The sequence below is a fragment of the Pusillimonas sp. T2 genome, from assembly GCF_002236805.1.
Classification (GTDB): domain Bacteria; phylum Pseudomonadota; class Gammaproteobacteria; order Burkholderiales; family Burkholderiaceae_B; genus Neopusillimonas.
The window spans coordinates 464,695-484,997 of record NZ_NIQA01000002.1 but is presented as its reverse complement, the minus strand read 5'-3'; the positions used below and the strand labels follow the sequence as shown (position 1 = coordinate 484,997).

The following is a 20,303-nucleotide window of genomic DNA, read 5'->3' as shown; positions in this document are numbered from 1 at the left end:
CAGGTCAGTGTTGAAGGCTGTGTCGCATGTAGGTAGTTAAAGCCGGGCCCAATGGGCCCGGTTCGTTAAAAGGGTAAAGAATGTCTGTCGAACTTGAACTGGTCAGCGAGCACCGCTGTTTTGGCGGTGTGCAACGCTTTTACAAGCATGCATCCAGCGCTATTGGTTTGCCCATGCGCTTTTCGGTATTTGTGCCGTCGCAGGCCGAATCGGGCAAAGTGCCCGTATTGTTTTACCTGGCTGGCTTAACCTGCACCGAAGAAACCTTCATGATTAAAGGTGGCGCCCAGCGTTTGGCGGCCAAGCACGGCATTATGCTGGTCACTTGTGATACCAGCCCACGTGGTGCGGGCGTGCCAGGCGAAGACGACGGCTGGGATTTCGGTACGGGTGCAGGCTTTTACCTGAACGCCACTCAAGAACCCTGGGCAAAGCATTACCGCATGGAAAGCTACGTGGTTGACGAGTTGTTCAACATTGCCACCACGCAATTGCCGGGCGACGCAAGCCGCGCCGGTATTTTTGGGCACTCTATGGGTGGTCATGGTGCCCTGGTGCTGGCGCAGCGCCATCACCCCAAGTTCAAGTCGGTGTCGGCTTTTGCACCTATCGCTTCACCAACAAAATGCCCCTGGGGCCATAAGGCTTTTGGCGGGTATTTGGGTAGCGATCGGGCGGCATGGGCGCAGTACGATGCGTCGTTGCTGATGGAAAAGTCGTCGTGCCCGTTCCCGAAAGGCATTTTGGTCGACCAAGGCCTGGCCGACAACTTCCTGGCCGAGCAGCTTTACCCCGAAGCCTTCGAAGCCGCTTGCGCCAAGGCGGGTCAGCCGTTAACGCTGCGCCGCCACGAAGGTTACGACCATGGCTACTACTTTATTTCTACCTTCATGGAAGACCACATGGCGTTTCACGCCGAGCGGTTGTAAAGTTGTGGCAGCGCCGCCCGGCAGGCTTGCCGGGCGGGTGTTGGTAACCTGTCTTGCAAAAGGCCACCTTCGCGGTGGCTTTTTTTATTTGCTTATTACCTATAATACGTTAGTAATTTATTAACTAAACGTTAAGATTATAAAGACTCAAATCTTAACGAGGTCCTATCATGCGCTCCTTACGCTCTCTGGCTCTGGCAGCTTTGTTGCCCGCCTTCCTGACCAGCCCGGCCACGGCCGCCGAACCCATCAATATCGGTTTCTTTTCCCACTTGTCGGGTAACTTTGCCGAATACGGCACCAGTTTCAAAAACGCCATCGAGCTGTATCTGGATCAGGTCAAGGCCCAGGGCGGTATCGAGGGGCGCCCCGTTAACCTGATCATCGAAGATGACCGCAACTCACCTCAAGAAGCTGCGACCGTAGCGCGCAAGATTGCCAATACCCCTGATGTGGTGCTGGCCATTGGTTCCTGGTCGACAACGGCATCGCTGGCTGCGGCCCCTATCTTTACCGAAGCCAAAATCCCGCAAATCAGCCCAACGTCTTCGCATCCTGACTTTAGCAAGCAAAGCCCCTACCAGTTCCGGCAAAACAACACCGACGATGTGCTGGCCCAATATAACGCCGACACCATTCAAAAGCAGTTGAAGGCCAATACCGTCGTTATTCCTTATTCGCAAGATGATTGGGGCGTGTATACCGGCAAGGCGACTGCTGCGGCTATTGAAAAGGCTGGCGGCAAAGTGTTGTTGCTTGAAAGCGTTCAGCCGGGTTCGCGTGATTTCCGTCCTTTCATCAGCAAGATCAAGGCCTTGAACCCTGAAGGCGTTTTCTTGGCTTTGCCTTATCAAGAAGCCTCGATTTTTATTCAGCAATTGCGCCAGGCGGGCATCGACGTCCCGGTGGGCGGCGGTATTCCGCTGACTTCGCCCAAATTTATCGAGCTGGCGGGTAAGGCGGCCGAGGGTGTTGTGCTTCACTCTATTTTCTTTGCCGGCGACCCTGCCCAAAAAGAGTTTGTTGATGCTTACAAAGCTAAATATGGCCGTAATCCTGACCAGTTCGCCGCGTTGGCGTACGACGCCATCGGCGTAGGTCTTGAAGCTGTGCGTAGTGTGATCCGCTCCGGCAAGCCGCTGACCGGCGAAGCCGTGCGCGAGGCACTGGCTAATGGACCGGAGTACAAAGGGGTAACCGGCGTGACCAAATACGATGAATTCGGCAATGTGAAAAAGGCGCCGACATTCATTGTTGTGCGCGATGGTCAATTCCAGTTGTTCTAAGGCATTACATCTTTCGGGCCGGGGCAGACTCTTTTCGGGGCTGCCCTGGCTCTTTTCATGGCGCACGACATGATCGAACTGTTTTTTAGTCAAATACTTAACGGCCTGGCCATTGGTCAGGTTTATGCGCTTATTGCATTGGGCTTCAGCCTGGTGTTTGGCGTGTCGAACCTGATCAATTTCGCGCAGGGCGCCCTGTTCATGTTGGGCGCATTTTTTGCGTTTACCGGGGTGGTTTGGTTAGGGTTGCCTTTGCCGGTGGCTGCCGTAGCCTCGGTGTTGCTGGTGACCGTGTTGGGTATGCTGCTTGAGCGGGTAGCCTTGCGCCCACTTGAAAACGGCCCATTTATTGCGCCGGTGCTGTCAACACTGGCGATCAGCATCATCATCGACCAGTTGGCCGAGATTATCTGGTCGCCCGAGGGCCAGGCTTTTCCGGTGCCCTATGAAGAATTCACGTTGTTTATCGGCGGTGCGTACATCACCAGCACCGATATTCTGATTTTTGTATTTGGCGGTCTGGCGGCTTTGGCCCTGACATGGTTTTTGCGCGCCTCCTGGATGGGGCGCACTTTGCGCGCTACTGCGCAAGACCGCGATGCTGCCGCCCAGTTAGGCGTGCGTACGGGCGATGTCCGACGCTTGGCCTTCGGGCTGGCGGGCGCGTTGGGCGCCTTAAGCGGGATCCTCGTCGCCCTGTACTTTAAAAGCGTGTTCCCGGCCATGGGCTTGCCGTTTGGCCTGAAGGGTTTTGCGGCGGCCTTGCTGGGTGGGTTGACCAGTATTCCAGGTGCGGTGCTGGGCGGTTTGATGCTGGGGGTGGTCGAGACGTTGGCCAGCGCCTATATCGGCGAGGGGTTCCGCGATCTGGTTGCGTTTTCGCTATTGCTGGTGTTCTTGTTGTTTCGTCCGCAAGGGTTGTTGGGTGATCGTCGCCTCGATGCCCTGGGCGGTGCCGGCGGCGCGTCGGGCGCCATGCCAAGTACCAGTTTGCTGGCGTCGTCTTCCAGTCAGCGCGCGGCCTATCGTGTCCGAGACATTCCCCCGTGGGGGTTTCTGGCGGTGGGTGCGGGGCTGTGTTTGCTGCCCTTCGTCATAGACAGCAGTTATATCTTGCAGGCCGTGGTATACGCCATGATTCTGGCGTTGCTCGCGGGCAGCGTCACGCTGGTGTCGGGTTCGATGGGGGTATTGTCTATTGGTCATGCGGCGTTTTATGGCGTAGGGGCCTATACCGTCGCGGTTCTGGGGCATACCTATGGCTTGCCCACCGAAGTCGCATTGCCCGCCGCGATCGTCATCACCGCGATCGTGTCGGCGCTGGCGTCGTTGCCGCTGTACAAGCTTAGCGGTCACACGGCTGCCTTGGGGACGCTGGCTATTGGTCAAATCGGTTTTCTGGTGTTCATGACGTGGTTGCCGGTCACGCGCGGCCCCATGGGGTTCCTGAATATTCCTGCACCGACATTCGAGCTGCTGGGCGGGTTACGCCTGTCGGCTATTGGGCAGAAGTTCTGGTTGGTGGCGCTGGTGGTCGCGGTGTTGCTGTTTGTGGGGCAACGGATACTGAACAGTGATATTGGCCGGGTATGGCGCGGCATTCGCGAAGACCGTCTGGCGGCGCATGCCGCAGGCCTGCCGGTAAGGCGCTACCTGATGCTGGGCTTTGCGGTGTCGGGCGCCATGGCCGGCGCGGCGGGTGGTTTGTTTGCTTACGTGCAAAGTGTCATTACGCCCGACAGCTTCAACGTGCAGGTCTCGATGCTGCTGTTGACCATGGCGGTGCTTGGGGGGCTGGGCAACCTGACGGGGGCGGCATTGGCCGGTTTTGTTCTGACGCTGATTCCCGAGCTGTTGCGCCCGTTTGCCGAGTGGCGAATGATTGTTTATGGGGTGATTTTGCTGGCGGCCCTGCGCTGGCGTCCTCATGGTTTGTTAGGAGCACGCTGATGGCACCTAATCGCGGATTACATCTCGATCGTGTGTCTCGCCATTTCAGTGGCGTGCGCGCGGTCACCGAGGTCAGCTTTACGTTGGCCCCGGGCGAAACGCTGGCCCTGGTGGGCCCAAACGGCGCGGGCAAATCAACGCTCATCCAGCTGATCAGCGGAGTCGATCGTTTATCGTCGGGGCGCATTTCCCTGAACGGCCGGCGCATCGACAATTTGCCTCCTGAACGGATCGCCCGCTTGGGTGTGGGTCGTAGTTTCCAGACATCGCGCGTCTTTCCGGCGTTGTCGGTATGGGATAGCGTCATGCTGGGTACCCAGGCACCGATGCTGCGCAGGCCGAGCGGGCGGTTGACCGACCCGGTTACCGAGCTGTTGGCTACGCTGTTCGATACGCCGGCCTGGCGTGAGCGCCGCCGCGCACAAGAAGAGCTTGCGCGTGAAACGCTTCAAATGTTTGGTGATCGTCTTTGGCCGCGTCGCGACCAACCGGCGTTCAGCTTGTCGTATGCGAATCGGCGTCGCCTTGAAATTGCCCGTGTTTTGGTGGCGCAGCCCGATTTCATCTTGTTGGATGAGCCTGCGGCGGGTATGAACCCCACAGAAACCGCAGCACTGACTGAGCTTTTGCTGACCTTGCGTGAGCTGCGACCCGAGTTGGGGCTGCTGGTTGTTGAGCACAAGCTGTCGCTGGTACGTAAAGTGGCCGACCGGGTCATTGTGCTCAATCAGGGCGAGGTCCTGGCCGAGGGCGATCCTGATCACGTGCTAGATCACCCGGAAGTGGTTGAAGCTTATCTGGGGCGCCAGCGGCGCGCCAATTCATCGGATGCACATCTTGGTTGAACAAAATTCTTCTTCGATTTCGCCTTTCTTGGTGGTGGATGACGTGGATGTCCACTACGGCGCTGTGCAGGCGCTGTTCGGCGTCAGTTTGCAGGTCGGGCGCGGCGAAGTGGTGTCTGTACTTGGCGGCAACGCGTCGGGCAAGTCCACGACGCTTAAAACCGTGCTGGGCCTGGTTTCGCCATCGCGTGGCCGTGTGGTGCTCGAAGGTCGCGAAATTCAGGGCTTGTCGTCACCTGAAGTTATTGACTTAGGGGTCGCCAGTGTGCCCGAGGGGCGGCGTGTCTTTCCTGAAATGTCGGTGTACGAAAACCTCCTGATGGGGGCGTATCCACGTCGGCAAGAAAAAGACGCGATCCGTAGCGATCTTGCCGAGGTGTTTGACACCTTTCCCCGTTTGGCCGAGCGTCGGCGACAGGCCGCAGGCACGTTATCGGGCGGCGAGCAGCAAATGCTGGCGCTGGGCCGCGCCTGGCTGCGTCGCGGCAAATTGATTTGTATCGACGAGCCCTCAATGGGCTTGTCGCCAAAGTTCGTGGATATGGTCTACGAGGTTTTGTTTCGCTGGAAAGCGGCGGGACAAACCATTTTGCTGGTTGAACAAAATGCGCGTATTGCCCTTGAGCTGGCTGATCGTGCTTATGTTCTGCAGCACGGCCATGTCGTTCTGACCGGGGCTGCTGCCGATCTTTCGGCCGACCCCATGGTTCAAAAAGCATATTTGGGGGCAGCATGAGTTCAGCACAAATCAGACATATTGATACCGACGTACTCATCGTTGGTGCCGGGGGCGCCGGGATGAGTGCCGCCATTTCTGCAGCGCAGGCCGGGCAGCATGTCATGCTGGTCGATCGTAGCCTGATTGGTCGCGGTGGCGCGACCATCATGGCGCAAATGACGGTAGCAGTCGCTCTGGGCGAACAGGTGCCCGATGACTGGCGTTATCACTATGCCGATACGCTTAAAGCTGGGCGCGGCTTGTGTAGCGAGCCACTGGCGCGCTTGCTGTGCGAGAAAGGTGTTGATGCCATCCGTTTGATGGACGATTGGGGCACGGGTTGGGCGCGTGCCGACGGGCATATGGTGCAGGCGCATGCGCCTGGCCACGATCGCCCCCGATGTGTTTACGTCGATTACCTCAATACCGGCCCGGCGGTGGCCAAGACATTGCGCACCCAGGTGGCCCAGAACGAAGCGATTGAGCGCCTGGGTGACATTCTGGTGGTCGATTTGCTGGTACATGCCGGGCGCGTGGTGGGCGCAGTGGCCTTGCACCTGACGACGGGTGACGTGTTGGTCATACGTGCCGGCGCAGTCATTGTCGCTACCGGCGGGTTGACCCGGCTGTACAAGCGCAACAGTGCGTCTTTGAACATGGGGGGCGATGGTTACGCCCTGGCCGCACGAGCCGGCGCGCAACTTATCGACATGGAATTCGTTCAGTTTTTCCCGATTGGCCATTTGGCGCCCCGCCTGGTGGGCTTCGACCCCATTATGTGGGACCCGTTCCGATACAAGCTGGGCGGCCGGCTCTTGAACGGGCTGGGCGAGGAGTTTGTTGAAAAATACGGGCATCAGGCCGAGAAAGAGGGTTATACCGTCACGCGCGATGCAGCCACCTACGCCATTCTTAAAGAGGTTGAGGCGGGGCGCGGGTCGCCCGCCGGTGGTGCGTACTTAAGCTTCGAGCACGTGCCCGAGGCAGAGCTGCGCAAGGCTTTCGGCCCAATCATTGACAAGCTCGCCGCCAACGGCATTGACCTGACCAAAGGGCCCATCGAAGTGGCGCCTATCGCTCACTATCACATGGGCGGCGTCAAGGTCGATGTCGATATGCAAACCGACGTGCCCGGGCTGCTGGCCGCTGGTGAGGCTGTTGGGGGCGCTAACGGCGCCAATCGGTTGTCGGGCAATGCCATTACCGAGGCCATTACGTTTGGTTTGCAGGCGGGCCGCACGGCAGCAGCCTACAACGCGACCCAAGACAGGGTCGGTGCCGACGTTGTCGATGCTTTGGCGCAACCCGTTGTTAAAGCATTGCTGACACCGTCTGAGGCCACGTCATCGGGCGCAGGAAGCGCCACGACGACGCGCCCCAACGTTGCGGCGCAAATTGCCCGTTTGCAAGCCATTATGCAAAGTGATGTCGGGCCGTTTCGTACAAAGCAGGGCCTTGAGCGAGCCCTGCAGGCGTTGGCACAAATGCGTGCCGAAGTGGGCGACGCGGTTGCGGGGGGCGATGGCCCGCAAGACCCCGTGCAGATCGACGCGCTTGATCTGCGCAATATGCTGATGGTCGCAGAAGCCGTAACGCAATGTGCGTTGGCGCGTACCGAAAGCCGTGGCGCGCATCAGCGTGAAGACTTCCCGGCGATGGACGATGCCTGGGTGCTGAACCAGATGCTGGTCTGGCGTGAGGGCCGCTGGGTGCTGACGCAGCGCCCGATCGAACGCCTGGATGATACGCACGCCGTAACGGCTCCGGCAGGCGTGGCGGGATAAGTGAATAGATGCGCGACGTATGGGCAGATGGCGTCAACAGTGATGCGTCCATGATGTTGCCAATGATTAATTGCATAGCGAGATAACCATGACGGAAGCCCTTAAACAATCGGTGTTTTTGAATATTCAACGCGGTGTGGGCGGCGGTGAGTCGCGCGTTGAGCGTTTCGAGTTGCCCGAGGGTGCGACGGGTTCGTTGCTTGACGGCCTGCGTTGGGTGCGTGAGCATTTGGACGATACGCTGGCGTTTCGGTATTCCTGTATTAACGCCAACGCCTGCAAAGAGTGCATGATGGAATTGGATGGTAAGGTCGTGTACGCCTGCTTGGCTCGCATGGAACCCGGTTCGGAGCACGACGTAGCGCCGTTGCACAATAAGGCGCGTATTCGCGACCTGGTGTCCGAGATTGCACCTGTAAAAGAGCGGCTGGAGGCGGCCGATGAATGACGGGCGAGCACGCGTTCCGACGTCTGCGTTGCGTATTCTGTCTTCTGCGCATTTGGCCGAAGGGCCGCATGCATCATTGTCCGAATTTGAGTTCGGCCTGATCGTTTGCCACAACGCGTTTTCGCGCTGGGTGGTGCGTTGCATGCGCGCCGCCGGCGGGCACGACCTGGCCGTCACCGATGTATTGGTGCTGCACCATGTTTATCATCGTCAACGCGCCAAGCGGCTGGCTGATATTTGTTTTACGTTGAACTACGAAGACACTTACGTGATTACCTATTCGTTGAAAAAATTGCAGAACGCCGGCCTGGTAGCCGGCGAGAAGGTAGGCAAAGAAATGTTCTACACCGTGACAGACGACGGGGCGGCCATGCTGGACCGGTTCCGCGATGTACGCGCCGGCTGCTTGTTGCCGGCCGTCGAGGGCGAGCTGGCCGATGCCGATCAGTTGTCGCGCATGGCCGAGCGCTTGCGCGCTTTGTCAGGTCTTTACGATCAGGCTGCCCGTGCAGCCTCGTCGCTATGAGCGCCCAAGGGCCGACCCCGGCCGACAAGGGGCGCTGGCAGTTCTGGATTGATCGTGGCGGTACGTTTACCGATGTGGTGGCGCGACGCCCCGACGGCGAACTGATCACCGCCAAGTTGTTGTCCGAAAACCCTGAGCAATACGACGATGCGGCTGTTGAAGGGATTCGGCGTTTGCTTGGCGTGCCGCCTGGCGAGCCGGTTCCGGCTGACCGCATTGATGTGGTGAAAATGGGCACCACGGTGGCCACCAACGCTTTGTTGGAACGCAAGGGCGAGCGGGTGGCGCTGGTAGTGACGCGCGGGTTTCGTGATTCCCTGCGCATTGCTTATCAAAATCGTCCGCGCCTGTTTGATCGTGAAATCATTCTGCCCGAATTGTTGTACGAATCAGTTATTGAAGTTGACGAGCGTCTGGATGCTTCTGGTGAGGTGGTTACGCCGCTTGATGATGATCAGGCCGAGCAATTTTTGCGCAAGGTGTACAACCAGGGCGTACGTGCGGTGGCGATTGCATTGATGCATGGGTACAAGAACCCCATGCACGAGACGCGTCTGGCTGAATTGGCCCGCACTATCGGGTTTACGCAGGTGTCCGTGTCCCACGAAGTGTCTCCGCTGATCCGTTATGTCGCGCGGGGCGACACCACGGTTGTCGACGCCTATTTGTCGCCGGTGTTGCGTCGTTATGTTGACCGCGTCGCGGCTGCTTTGCCTGGGGTGCGCCTGCAGTTCATGCAGTCTAGCGGCGGTCTTACCGATGCCCACGCGTTTCAAGGTAAAGATTCTGTATTGTCGGGCCCGGCCGGCGGTATTGTGGGTATGGCCGGTATATCGCATGCGGCGGGTTTTGATCGTGTCATCGGATTCGACATGGGGGGCACCTCGACCGATGTCTCGCATTATGCAGGCGAGTACGAGCGGGCTTTCGATACGCTGGTGGCGGGCGTTCGCATCCGTGCGCCCATGATGAGCATTCACACCGTGGCAGCGGGCGGCGGGTCGATTCTGCATTTCGATGGCGCCCGCTTGCGAGTGGGTCCCGAGTCGGCCGGCGCCAATCCAGGGCCGGCATGCTATCGGCGCGGCGGCCCTTTAACGGTCACAGACGCCAACGTCATGTTGGGGCGTATACAGCCGCGACATTTTCCGGCGGTGTTTGGCCCCAATGCCAATCAGCCGCTCGACGTCGACGTGGTGCGTCGCAAGTTTGCTGCAATGGCGGCCGAAGTCTCTGCAAAAACGGGTGCTGCGACCTCACCCGAGCAATTGGCCGAAGGCTTCCTGAACATCGCCGTGTCGAACATGGCCAATGCCATCAAGCAAATTTCGGTGCAACGCGGCTATGACATTACGCGTTATACCTTGACGACCTTTGGCGGTGCGGGTGGACAGCATGCCTGCCGCGTGGCCGATGCGCTGGCTATGCCACGGGTGCTGGTACACCCGCTGGCCGGTGTGCTGTCGGCCTATGGCATGGGGCTGGCTGCGGCCAACGCCATCCGTGAGCGCTCTGTAGAAAAGATCTGGGATGAAGCCGGCGAGGATGATGCGCGTTTGGTGTTGAATGAGCTAGCGGCTGCAGCGCGCGACGACTTGCTGGCGCAAGGGGTGGCGTCTGATTGCATCCGTATCGAGCGCCGCCTGTATTTACGCTACGAGGGCACCGATACGGCGCTGCCGGTAACGCTCGACAGTACGCAGGCCATGAAGCAGGCTTTTGAGCGGGCATACTCGCTGCGCTTCTCGTTCCTGATGCCCGACCGCCGTCTGGTAATTGAGTCGGCGGTGGCCGAGGCCATTGGCGATGAATCCGACAAGGCGTCCGGGGTGTTTGCCCGCGAGCCGCGCGCGACCGAAACGCCACTGACGCCTTTCGATACCGTTCAAATTCATGTTGAAGATGCCCTGCACGATTGTCCCTTGTATCGCAGTGAAGACTTGCGTGTGGGCGATGTGCTGAATGGGCCGGTAATCATTACTGATGCTAATGCCACCACCTTGGTCGACCCCGGCTGGCAAGCCAGCTTGACGACGCGCGGCGACATTGTGCTTGAGCGTGTGGTGCCGCGCCCTAAACGTTATGCTATTGGCACGCAGGCCGACCCGGTTATGCTGGAGATCTTCAATAATCTGTTTATGTCGATTGCCGAGCAGATGGGCTACCGCTTGCAGAACACGGCTTACTCGGTGAACATCAAAGAGCGATTGGATTTTTCGTGCGCGATTTTCGATGCCCGGGGTGATCTGGTGGCTAATGCGCCGCATATTCCGGTGCATTTGGGCTCGATGAGCGCCAGCATCCGGGCCGTCATGCAGGCCAATGAAGGGCAGTTGCGCCCCGGCGATGTCTACGTCTTGAATAACCCTTATGCGGGCGGTACGCACTTGCCCGATGTAACGGTGGTGACCCCTGTTTTTGATGCCGAAGGCCGGGATATTCTCTTCTACGTTGGTTCGCGTGGGCACCATGCCGATATCGGCGGCCTGACGCCGGGCTCCATGCCGGCCAACTCCACCACCATTGAAGAAGAAGGTGTGCTCATCACCAATTTCCGTCTGGTCGAAGGGGGGCGCTTGCGCGAGACGGAGTTCCGTGAGCTTTTGGCGGGCGCACGTTACCCCGCTCGCAACATCGACCAGAACCTGGCAGATTTGCGCGCACAGATTGCGGCCAACGAAAAAGGGCGCGAAGAGCTGTTGAAGATGGTTGATGCGTTTGGCCTTGATGTTGTGCATGCTTACATGCAGCACGTTCAAGATAACGCCGAGGCTTCTGTACGCCGCGCCATTGCGCGCTTGCGCGACGGCGAGTTTACGCAGCAGCTCGATAACGGCGCCGTCATTCATGTCAAGCTGACCATCGACCACTCGACAAACAGCGCTATAGTTGACTTTACCGGTACGTCGCCGCAGTTGCCCAATAACTTCAACGCACCGCAAGCAGTGACCACCGCAGCGGTGCTGTATGTGTTCCGCACCATGATCGACGAAGACATCCCCATTAACGCGGGTGGGCTGAAGCCGCTCACGTTGGTGGTGCCGGCCAATTCCATGCTTAACCCGGGGTATCCGGCAGCGGTAGTGGCGGGTAACGTCGAGACCTCGACCTGCGTGACTAACGCGTTGTATGGCGTGTTGGGCGTGAATGCCGGTAGCCAGCCCACCATGAACAACGTGACGTTTGGCAACGATCGCTACCAGTACTACGAAACGGTGTCGGGTGGCTCGGGCGCTGGCGGGCGCTTTGACGAGGCCGGGCGCCTCGTGGACGGCTTTAATGGCACCTCGGTCGTGCAGACGCAAATGACCAACTCGCGCATGACTGACCCGGAAGTGCTTGAACTGCGGTTCCCGGTTCGTCTCGAACGTTACGAAATCCGGCGTGGTTCGGGCGGGCAGGGGCGCTGGCACGGGGGCGATGGCGGCTTGCGTACATTGCGCTTCCTTGAGCCCATGACGGTGTCATTACTGGCGAACGGCTGGGCGTATCCGGCGTTCGGGGCCCAAGGCGGCGCGCCGGGGGCTTGCGGTGAAAGCCGGGTAATCCGTGCCAACGGCCAGGTCGAAACTTTGCGTCATGCCGACAGCGCCCAGTTGAATGCGGGCGATTGTTTCGAAATCGCGACCCCCGGTGGCGGCGGTTTCGGGGCTGTGTCTTAAGGGGTATGCCGGCGCTGCTGCATTACCATTCTGGTCAGCGCCGCGCCAACCAGCAGCACGGGGGCAATAGCGGCCAGGTTCAGGTTGCGCCAGCCTAGCGCGCTTAAAAAGGTGGCTGCGCCCAGGCAGCCTATGGTCACCAGAATGAACATAGCCTGGTCGTTGATACCTTGTACTTTGCCGCGCTCGGCCGCGTTGTGCGTGGTCGACAGCAAGACGGCGCCGCCTACAAACAAAAAGTTCCAGCCCAGGCCCAGCGCCAGGCGCGAGGCGATATAGCCCGGCAGTGCCGCATCGCTGAATGCGCCTATAAGCCCGGCGAGCGTCATCAATACAACGCCACTGAACAGAATGCGGTTTAAGCCGATGCGCGCGATCAGGGCCCCCGTAATGAATGACGGGCCGAACATCGCCAGCACCTGGGTTTGTGTCACGACGGCGATATCGGTCATGCTGAAACCCAGGTCTTTCATGGCCAGCGGTGTGACGGTGATGTACAGCGCCATGAACGAAAAACAAATGCTACTGCAAAGCACGGCCGGAATAAAACCTGGGTGCGTGGCGATGACACGCAGGGGGCGCGCTGCGGCAGGCGGCGCAGCGTTCGCCTGTAGATCGGGTTCGGGCATGTCGATCTGGTTGACCAGGAAAGCGGCCAGCAACGACAGCGCCAGTATCACCAAAAATGGGCCGCCATAAGGTACTGCAGGCACCCAGTCGAGTGTGAGACGGGCATTGATAGGGCCCAGAACCGCTGCGATGACCCCACCCGTCATGACATAAGACACGGCCCGGCTGCGGAATTCGGCCGTGGTGACGTCGGCCGCCGCAAAGCGGTAGTACATGGCAAAGCTCTGGTACAAGCCAATAAAGAAGTTGCCCAGACAGAACAAGGCGAATGATGCCGTGGCGACACCCAGAAAACAAACCAGACCGCCAATGACGCCATTGATGGCGCCCATGATAAAGCCACGTCGCCGCCCGATGCGCTTCATGAGCAAGGACGCCGGCAACGTCGTCAACACCGTCGCGAACATCATCATGGCCGCCGGCAATGTCGCCAACTCTGGCCATGGCGCAAGCTGTCGACCAATGACGCTGCTGAGCGTCATGATGGTGATGGTGACGATAGTGAACAGGCCCTGGCCTCCGGCCAGCAGCAGGACATTGGCTTTTTGACGCTTGGTGATACTCATGTTTTTTGGCGCTTTAATGCGCTATTGCAAGGGGCCATGGCCCGACGCTCAACCGCATAAAAAAATCGGCTGCCCCCATGGGAGCAGCCGAGTTGACGTCATCCGACCCGCAGGCCGACAGACGTTGTCTGCATTACTTCACAAGACGCCATTCGCCATCTTTAACGGTGATCAGCTCACGGCCGCGCTCGTCAAAGCCGCTGTGGTCTTCGGCGGTCATGGTGTAGACGCCCTGTGTAGCCACCAGCTCTTTCGTTTGCTCAAGTGCATCGCGCAGGGCAACACGGAACTCGGGTGTGCCGGGTTTGGCTTTGGCCGCTGCTACAGGCACTGCCTTTTCCAGCAACAGGCCGGCATCGTACACGTTGGCGCCAAAAGTCGCTGGCTTTTGACCGTGCATGGCTTCGTAGCGTTTGATGTAGTCTTCGGCAATGGCCTTGGAGGGGTGTGTCGCCGGGATTTCGTCCAGTACGAGCATCAGGCTGGCGGCCAGAATCGTATCTTCGACTTCTTTGCCGCCCAGTTTCAGGAAGGCGGGCAACGCGGCACCGTGTGTTTGGTAGAACTGGCCTTTGTAGCCTTGTTTAACCAATGTGGTTTGCGGCAGTACAGCGGCTGCGCCTGTGCCGGCGATCAGGACGGCATCGGGTTTGGCAGCGTAAATTTTAAGTGCCTGACCAGTGACCGAGCTGTCATTACGCTGGTAGCGTTCGGTGGCGACCAGTTTGATGCCCTTGTCTTGGGCCATTTTGCCAAATACGGTCAGCCAGTCTTCGCCATAAGCGTCGTTAAGGCCCATGAAACCAACGGTTTTGACGCCGGTTTTAACCATGTGGTCGACCAGGGCGCTGGCAATAATGTCGGTGTTTTGGGTGGTTTTGAAGACCCATTTCTTTTCAGGGGTCATGGGCAAGACCACCGATGCCGTGCCTACCGGTGCCAGCATGGGCGTTTGCGCTTCGGCTGCAAACTGGATCACGCTCATGGCATTGGGCGAACCCGAGGGTCCGATCAGTGCGTCGACTTTTTCTTCGGTAATGAGCTTTTTGAAGTTGGTGACCGATTGGGTTGGGTCACTGGCGTCGTCCAGCGAAATGTACTCAACGGTCAGGTCGCCCATTTTGGTGGGCAACAGGGGGACAGAATTCTTTTGCGAGATGCCGATCAGGGCCGTCGGGCCTGTGGACGACGAGACAACGCCGATCTTGACCTGCGCGAATGCGGGGGCAGTGCCCATGGCGGCCAGAACGGCCAGTGCTACCAGTTTCTTGATCATCATAGTTTTTTATTCTCCGTGAAACGGTTTGTCCGGAAGGGACGTGGGCCTAGGCCCGTTAAATGGTGATCGAGCTGACGCTCGCGCCACCGCAAACATAAAGTGTCTGGCCGGTTATAAAGCTGTTGGCCGGATCGGAAAAGAACATGACGGCGCGCGCGACGTCGTCTGCGCGGCCCAGGCGTTGGACGGGGATGCCTTTAGCAATATTGGCTTCGCGTTCGCTTCCCGCTTCGACGACATCGTAGAACATATCGGTTTGAATGGGGCCGGGGGCAACGACGTTGGCGGTGATCCCTTTGGCGGCGAGCTCTAGCGCCCAGGTGCGTGTCATGCCGACCATGCCTGCCTTGGTAGCCGAGTAGGCGGTGCGGGTGGGCAGGCCCAAGGCGCCTCGCGACGACATCATGACAATGCGCCCGAATTTGATCGATTCCATGTGTGGCAGGCAAGCCTGCACCAGCGCAATGGCCGCACCCAGGTGGATTTGCGTCAGACCATGGAGTTCGTCTTGCGTGACATCGGGCAGCAAGTTGGGCCAGATGACGCCCGCATTATGGATGACATGTGTCACGCCATGCGCCTTGGCAATTTCATTGCTGGCCTGAATGGTGGCGTTGGCGTCAAGCAGGTCGACCTTGACGGTTTTCAGCTTGGGATGAGATAGCTCGGGCTCGCGACGTGCCATCGAAATGACTTCGTAGCCGGCGTCGAGCATCTGGCGAACGATTTCCAGGCCGATACCAGCGCTGCCGCCGGTGACGACGGCGGTGTATTGCGTACTCATGGGGTGTGCTCCGTAGTTATCGTTATGTGTTGGGTGTTAGGGCCAAGACCCGCAAGGGGCTACCCGAACCGCTGCGGATTTTAAGCGGGGCGGAGAAAATCAGTGCGCCTTTTGCGGGGAGCTGATCAAGATTGGTCAGACATTGCAGCCCATAGCGGTTATTGCCGTGCATGTAGTAGTGGCAAGGGTAGGGTGGGTCGAGATGGGCGGCTTGGCCGGCATCGGTGCCCACAGATTCGGTGCCGAAACCATGCACATTGCGTTCTTTGATCAGCCACGGGACAACCTGGGCGTCGGGGCCAGGCGAGTGGCCGCCGTCGTCTTGCATGTTCAGGTAGTCGGTGGGCTTGTCGCGTTTCGACCAATCGGTACGCATCAATACCCATGCACGCTCGGGGATGCGCCCGTGTTGCTTTTCCCACTGCTCGACGAAGTCGATGGTGAGCAGGAAGTCGGGATCTTGCGCGGCCTGGGCCGAACAGTCGATGACGCAGGCCTCGGCAATGAAGGCGTCGAGCGGGATGGTGTCGACGCAGTTGTTGGGCTGGTCTTTACCGCTGACCCAATGCACCGGTGCATCGAAGTGCGTGCCGGTGTGCTCGGACATTGAGAAGTTGTTCCAGTACCAGGCCGGCCCGCGCTCGTCGTAGCGCGAGATTTCTTCAATGCGAAACGGCCAGGCCTGACCGAATTCGGGCGGCAGCTGAATCGTGGGGAAGTCCGGGGTCAGGGTTTCGGTCAGATCAACCATCTTGATCTTGCCACTTAGCAGTTCACCCAAAAATTGCGTCAGTACATTTGTGCTCATGGTGTTTCCTTGTGATGCACGTTCGGGCCCCTGGCTTAGCGGCCGCCCAGTTCGCGTTCCAACCCTTTGGGGTTTTCTTGCAGCAGCTCGATGACCTCTTTGGCAACGTCGCCTACGACGGTGTCTTCGGTGCCGTCTTTAAGCGCCTGAACCACGGCCTTGGCAATGGCTGACGGTGCCACGCGCGGCGGCGGGGTCAGTTGCTCCCATTCGTGGTCGACCGGGCCGGTAAAGATGTTGACGACGCGTACGCCCGACGGGCGGAACTCGTTGCGCAGACACTGGCTGACCGACAGTGCAGCGGCCTGCGAGGCCGACCACAGCCCGCGCGAGGGCAGGTTGATGTGGGCATATACCGACAGCACATTGACCCAGGCGACGGCATTGGCAACACCATCGGCCGCCCGCGACGACATCGCTGGACCGAAGTGCTGCGCTAAACGTACCAAGCCCATGCAGTTGGTGTTCAGCGTGTCGTAGGCCTTCATGATGTCGCGATTGAACAGCACGCCGCCATCGCGTTCGTAATTGGCGGTATTGACCAGAATTTCGACCTTGCCGCCGATGGACTTGGCCACGCGTTCGATGGCGTCGGTGTTGCTGACATTGAGGTCTTGTACCTGAACTCGGGGGTCGGCACACAGCGCATCGAATGCAGCGTCTTTTTTCCAGATTTCTGGGTCGCCCACGAATACGGTGGTGGCGCCGGCGTCGAGCAGGGCTTTGACAACCGCCCGGCCTACGGCGGTTTTGCCGTCTGTGACCAGGGCGCGACGGAATTTGGGGTCGCAGGCAGTTTCTCGGAGCACGGGGTCGTCTTCCATGTGGGGCGTCGGTTTTTGGGGCAAGGCAATCAGGACAGCCTGGCCGCTGCGATCGAGCTTGAGCGTCAGGCGCACGGTATCGCCGTCGTTGCAGTCGCCGTGCACGTGCGCGACCACGGAGGGGCCGGCTTCCATGGCGACAGTACCCACGCGCCAGGGCAGGCGCTCGCGGAAATACGCATCGTTGCTGTGGTCGAGTGTGGTCGTGGCCAGCAGCTTGCCTTTGGGGTTAACGGCCTGCCATTTCAGGTCGGCCGAAAGGCATTGGTGACAAACCTCGCGCGGCGGATACTGAACGGCTGCGCATTCTTGGCAGACCTGCATGTCGAAGCGCCCGGCAGCTGCCGCGGCGGTCAGACCCAGTGCGCGACGGGAGCGCATACCGGGCGGCAACGCGGGTTGCCGTGTGCGCGCAACCGGATTCTTGCGCGTGGGCTTTTGTAATGGCGTGGTCATGCGTCACTCCGGGCCAGAAGCGCCGCCGCCGTACACAGGCCGCGGTCGTAGTTAATCATGCCAAAGCCGCTGACCAGCCCGATGCGGGCGTTGGCCACCTGACATTTGCCGGCGGTGTCGGTGAGTTGACGGATGGTTTCCACCATCCCCAGGTAGCCGCCTGCCGCACCCGCTTGCCCGGTAGATAACTGACCGCCATTGGTATTGAATGGAAAGCTGCCGTCGGTGGTAAAGGTATGGTCGCGCACAAACTGAGGCGCTTCGCCTTTATTGCAAAATCCGAGGTCTTCGATTTGCATGAAGTTGATGACCGGGTAGTCATCGTATGCCTGCATGACATCGACATCTTTTGGCGCGACGCCCGCATGGGCGTAGAAGTCGTCACAATCAACTGTCCAGCCGCCGCGATACTGAATAGCATCGGCGGTCCAGGCGTTATGGCGTTCGATGGTCGACAAAATGCGTACATACGGCAACCCCAGGTCTTGCGCCCGGCTTTCGTGCATGACCAGGAAAGCGTCGGCGCCGGCACACGGCATGACGCAGTCGAACAGATGGATGGGGTCGGTAATGACGCGGGCGTCCATGTATTGCTGCAGCGTCATGGGTTTTTTCATGAGCGCATTGGGGTTGCCCAGGGCGTTGGTGCGCTGGTCGACGCACAGCTTGCCAAAGTCTTCGCGCGTGGCCCCATAGGTATTCATATAGTGGCGGGTCAGCAAGGCGAAGCTGGCGTTCGGCCCGCCCGCGCCGTAGGGGTACGTGCCGTCTTGTGCAAATCGCGAAAACTGACTGACGGTGTTGCGAAACGAGTCGACGTGGTTGGCGTCGCCGGCCAGGCACGCGACAACGTCGGCATCACCGGCCTGTACGGCGCGTGCTGCCCTGCGCAGGCCCACCACGCCACTGGCGCCGCCCATAGGGATATGGTCCAGCCAGCGCGGGCTCATGCCTAGGTGCTGCGTTAAGCCGACGGCGGTGTCGGGCGCCAGGGTGAAGCTCGACACGCACATGCCGTCGATACTGTCTTTGGCTATGCCTGATGTTTTGATGAGATCGCGCAGGGCCTGACCCAACCACCAATGGGCGGATTGGGTGGCATAGCGCACGTAAGGAACTGTAATGGGCGTGGTGATGACCACGCCCTCGTAGCCTTGGCGCCGGGTCGTCATGCGGAAATTTCCTGGCGTTTTTTCAGGTGGTTGGTGTCTACGCACTGCTCAGTACCCACCAGGGTTGGTGCCAGCTTTTTAAGTTCGCCCCGTTGAATCTTGTTGGTGGGTGTGAGCGGCAAGGCATCGACAAAGGCCACAAAACCCGGCACTTTGTAGTACGCCAACTGCGTCAGCGACCATTTCACAATGTCGTGCGCGAGTGCTTCGCGTGCGGCTGCGTCGGCCGGCGCGTCGTTGCATACCAGACAAGCCAGAACCTCGTCGCCACGCACCGCGTCGGGTACTGCGGCAACTGCAGCCGCTTTAATGGCCGGGTGGCGAAGCAGCACGCTTTCAACCTCGACGGCGGCAATATTTTCACCGCTGCGGCGAATCACATTCTTTTTGCGGTCGATAAAGTGTAAATAGCCGTCGGCATCGCGGCAGACAATGTCGCCGGTATGAAACCAGCCGCCTTCCCAGGCTTCGTTGGTTGCGGCTTCGTCTTTCAGGTAGCCTGCAAAAAAACCAAAGCGGGGGTTGTCGCCGGCATGGCGTACCAGCAGTTCGCCGTTTTCGTTGACGGCGGCGTCTTTGCCGGCATCATTGACCAGTCGCACTTCGACGACGGGCTCTTCTTTACCGAAGCAGCTGGTGCCAATATGACGGGGCTCGTGGTTGGCAATGACGACTGCGCCCGAACCTGTTTCGGTCATGGCCCAGGCTTCGAGCAGCGGGAAGCCGAAGCGTTTTTCAAAGGGCTCGTGCAGGCTGCGATCGATGCCGGCGCCAAAACCAAAACGCACGCTGTGCCGGGTGTCTTCTGGTGCAGGTGCGGCCTTCATGAGAATGGCCGGCATGACGCCCAGATAGTGAATGACGGTGGCGCGCGATTCGCGCACGGTGCTCCACCAGGTTTTGGGGTGGAAGCGATCGATGGCGATCAGACAGCCGCCGGTGGTGACCATGGCCATGGTCGAGCACGCCATGGCGTTCATGTGAACGAGCGGAAGCGGCGTCAGCATGCGCTCGACGCCTTTGTGCAGAGTAGCCAGGCCGCCGATATTGGCGTACCACTGACCGCAGTACAAATAATATTCGTTAGGCAGCATGCAGCCCTTGGGGCGCCCTGTCGTGCCCGAGGTATACATCAGGCCGCATTCGGTGTGGGTGCCGATGGGCTGGCCTGCCAGCGGCGCGGGGCGGTTGGCAGGGGGGATGCTGTCGTCCGGCCCCATCAGGGCCAGTGTCGCATTGGCGTCGAGTGCGGCTGCGGCTAGCGACTCGTGACGGCCGGGCAAAGCCACGGCCATGCAGATTTCGGAGTGGCCGATCAGGTAGGACAGTTCGGCAGCGCGCATATCGGCATTGATAGGTACGACCGAAACACCTAGCGCATTCAGTGCAAACCAATGCATGAAAAACGCGGGTCGGTTTTCGAGCAACAGCCCGACACGATGGCCATGACCGTAACCGGCTTTGGCATAGGCTTCTTTCAGGGTGTCGATACGTTGCAGGGCGGCGCCATATGAGATTTCGCCGGGAGCGATGTCGTAAATGTCGGCAGTTTCGGGCATGACGCACAGAAACGGGTTGCCGGGAAACTGCGCCGCAGTTTCGGTAAACGCTTGATAAACGGTATTGGCCACGGCCG

General features: G+C 59.4%; 16 protein-coding genes. 9 read left to right on the top strand and 7 right to left on the bottom strand.

Annotation, left to right across the window (positions count from 1 at the left end; translation table 11 throughout):
• Window positions 1-80: 80 nt before the first annotated feature.
• From fghA to PuT2_RS05300, 9 genes are all read left to right on the top strand, one after another.
• Window positions 81-929, top strand: a complete 849-nt coding sequence (gene fghA, locus PuT2_RS05340; RefSeq protein ID WP_093969976.1) for an S-formylglutathione hydrolase — start codon at window positions 81-83, stop codon at window positions 927-929.
• Window positions 930-1,099: 170 nt separating this feature from the next.
• Window positions 1,100-2,215 carry an ABC transporter substrate-binding protein gene (locus tag PuT2_RS05335; RefSeq protein ID WP_093969975.1) on the top strand — a complete coding sequence of 372 codons (1,116 nt, stop codon included), beginning with the start codon at window positions 1,100-1,102 and terminating at the stop codon, window positions 2,213-2,215.
• Window positions 2,216-2,284: 69 nt separating this feature from the next.
• On the top strand, window positions 2,285-4,165 hold the full coding sequence (locus PuT2_RS05330) for an ABC transporter permease (RefSeq protein ID WP_093970093.1): 1,881 nt from the start codon (window positions 2,285-2,287) through the stop codon (window positions 4,163-4,165).
• Window positions 4,165-5,010, top strand: a complete 846-nt coding sequence (locus tag PuT2_RS05325; protein WP_254046944.1) for an ABC transporter ATP-binding protein — start codon at window positions 4,165-4,167, stop codon at window positions 5,008-5,010. The genes PuT2_RS05330 and PuT2_RS05325 overlap by 1 nt, the downstream gene beginning before the upstream one ends.
• Window positions 5,003-5,746 carry an ABC transporter ATP-binding protein gene (locus PuT2_RS05320; protein ID WP_371596370.1) on the top strand — a complete coding sequence of 248 codons (744 nt, stop codon included), beginning with the start codon at window positions 5,003-5,005 and terminating at the stop codon, window positions 5,744-5,746. The genes PuT2_RS05325 and PuT2_RS05320 overlap by 8 nt, the downstream gene beginning before the upstream one ends.
• A complete protein-coding gene (locus tag PuT2_RS05315) occupies window positions 5,743-7,512 on the top strand; it encodes an FAD-binding protein (protein ID WP_093969973.1) in 1,770 nt (589 codons plus the stop codon). Before PuT2_RS05320 ends, PuT2_RS05315 begins: the two co-directional genes overlap by 4 nt.
• Before the next feature lie 88 nt (window positions 7,513-7,600).
• The gene (locus tag PuT2_RS05310) at window positions 7,601-7,960 is read left to right on the top strand and encodes a 2Fe-2S iron-sulfur cluster-binding protein (protein ID WP_093969972.1); all 360 of its coding nucleotides are present in this window, start codon (window positions 7,601-7,603) and stop codon (window positions 7,958-7,960) included.
• The gene (locus tag PuT2_RS05305; RefSeq protein WP_093969971.1) at window positions 7,953-8,486 is read left to right on the top strand and encodes a winged helix DNA-binding protein; all 534 of its coding nucleotides are present in this window, start codon (window positions 7,953-7,955) and stop codon (window positions 8,484-8,486) included. The genes PuT2_RS05310 and PuT2_RS05305 overlap by 8 nt, the downstream gene beginning before the upstream one ends.
• A complete protein-coding gene (locus PuT2_RS05300) occupies window positions 8,483-12,148 on the top strand; it encodes a hydantoinase B/oxoprolinase family protein (RefSeq protein ID WP_093969970.1) in 3,666 nt (1,221 codons plus the stop codon). The genes PuT2_RS05305 and PuT2_RS05300 overlap by 4 nt, the downstream gene beginning before the upstream one ends.
• On the opposite strand, the gene PuT2_RS05295 is transcribed toward PuT2_RS05300, so the two are convergent.
• From PuT2_RS05295 to PuT2_RS05265, 7 genes are all read right to left on the bottom strand, one after another.
• Complete coding sequence (locus PuT2_RS05295) at window positions 12,145-13,344, bottom strand: MFS transporter (RefSeq protein WP_093969969.1); 1,200 nt, start codon at window positions 13,342-13,344, stop codon at window positions 12,145-12,147. The two genes, PuT2_RS05300 and PuT2_RS05295, sit on opposite strands and share 4 nt — an antisense overlap.
• A gap of 133 nt (window positions 13,345-13,477) precedes the next feature.
• Window positions 13,478-14,623: an ABC transporter substrate-binding protein gene (locus PuT2_RS05290; RefSeq protein WP_093969968.1), complete on the bottom strand. Its 1,146-nt coding sequence runs from the start codon at window positions 14,621-14,623 to the stop codon at window positions 13,478-13,480.
• Window positions 14,624-14,678: 55 nt separating this feature from the next.
• Window positions 14,679-15,407 carry an SDR family NAD(P)-dependent oxidoreductase gene (locus tag PuT2_RS05285; RefSeq protein ID WP_093969967.1) on the bottom strand — a complete coding sequence of 243 codons (729 nt, stop codon included), beginning with the start codon at window positions 15,405-15,407 and terminating at the stop codon, window positions 14,679-14,681.
• Between the two features lie 22 nt (window positions 15,408-15,429).
• On the bottom strand, window positions 15,430-16,215 hold the full coding sequence (locus PuT2_RS05280; RefSeq protein ID WP_093969966.1) for a cyclase family protein: 786 nt from the start codon (window positions 16,213-16,215) through the stop codon (window positions 15,430-15,432).
• 35 nt (window positions 16,216-16,250) lie between these two features.
• The gene (locus PuT2_RS05275) at window positions 16,251-17,495 is read right to left on the bottom strand and encodes an SDR family NAD(P)-dependent oxidoreductase (protein ID WP_093969965.1); all 1,245 of its coding nucleotides are present in this window, start codon (window positions 17,493-17,495) and stop codon (window positions 16,251-16,253) included.
• The gene (locus tag PuT2_RS05270) at window positions 17,492-18,667 is read right to left on the bottom strand and encodes a thiolase family protein (protein WP_093969964.1); all 1,176 of its coding nucleotides are present in this window, start codon (window positions 18,665-18,667) and stop codon (window positions 17,492-17,494) included. Before PuT2_RS05270 ends, PuT2_RS05275 begins: the two co-directional genes overlap by 4 nt.
• Window positions 18,664-20,298, bottom strand: coding sequence for an AMP-binding protein (locus tag PuT2_RS05265; protein ID WP_093969963.1), 1,635 nt, complete (start codon window positions 20,296-20,298; stop codon window positions 18,664-18,666). The genes PuT2_RS05270 and PuT2_RS05265 overlap by 4 nt, the downstream gene beginning before the upstream one ends.
• Window positions 20,299-20,303 lie beyond the last annotated feature (5 nt).

Coding starts and splice junctions, on each gene's coding strand:
- fghA (WP_093969976.1), top strand. CDS start 81: ATGTCTGTCGAACTTGAACTGGTCAGCGAGCACCGCTGTTTTGGCGGT.
- PuT2_RS05335 (WP_093969975.1), top strand. CDS start 1,100: ATGCGCTCCTTACGCTCTCTGGCTCTGGCAGCTTTGTTGCCCGCCTTC.
- PuT2_RS05330 (WP_093970093.1), top strand. CDS start 2,285: ATGATCGAACTGTTTTTTAGTCAAATACTTAACGGCCTGGCCATTGGT.
- PuT2_RS05325 (WP_254046944.1), top strand. CDS start 4,165: ATGGCACCTAATCGCGGATTACATCTCGATCGTGTGTCTCGCCATTTC.
- PuT2_RS05315 (WP_093969973.1), top strand. CDS start 5,743: ATGAGTTCAGCACAAATCAGACATATTGATACCGACGTACTCATCGTT.
- PuT2_RS05310 (WP_093969972.1), top strand. CDS start 7,601: ATGACGGAAGCCCTTAAACAATCGGTGTTTTTGAATATTCAACGCGGT.
- PuT2_RS05305 (WP_093969971.1), top strand. CDS start 7,953: ATGAATGACGGGCGAGCACGCGTTCCGACGTCTGCGTTGCGTATTCTG.
- PuT2_RS05300 (WP_093969970.1), top strand. CDS start 8,483: ATGAGCGCCCAAGGGCCGACCCCGGCCGACAAGGGGCGCTGGCAGTTC.
- PuT2_RS05295 (WP_093969969.1), bottom strand. CDS start 13,344: ATGAGTATCACCAAGCGTCAAAAAGCCAATGTCCTGCTGCTGGCCGGA.
- PuT2_RS05290 (WP_093969968.1), bottom strand. CDS start 14,623: ATGATGATCAAGAAACTGGTAGCACTGGCCGTTCTGGCCGCCATGGGC.
- PuT2_RS05285 (WP_093969967.1), bottom strand. CDS start 15,407: ATGAGTACGCAATACACCGCCGTCGTCACCGGCGGCAGCGCTGGTATC.
- PuT2_RS05280 (WP_093969966.1), bottom strand. CDS start 16,215: ATGAGCACAAATGTACTGACGCAATTTTTGGGTGAACTGCTAAGTGGC.
- PuT2_RS05275 (WP_093969965.1), bottom strand. CDS start 17,495: ATGACCACGCCATTACAAAAGCCCACGCGCAAGAATCCGGTTGCGCGC.
- PuT2_RS05270 (WP_093969964.1), bottom strand. CDS start 18,667: ATGACGACCCGGCGCCAAGGCTACGAGGGCGTGGTCATCACCACGCCC.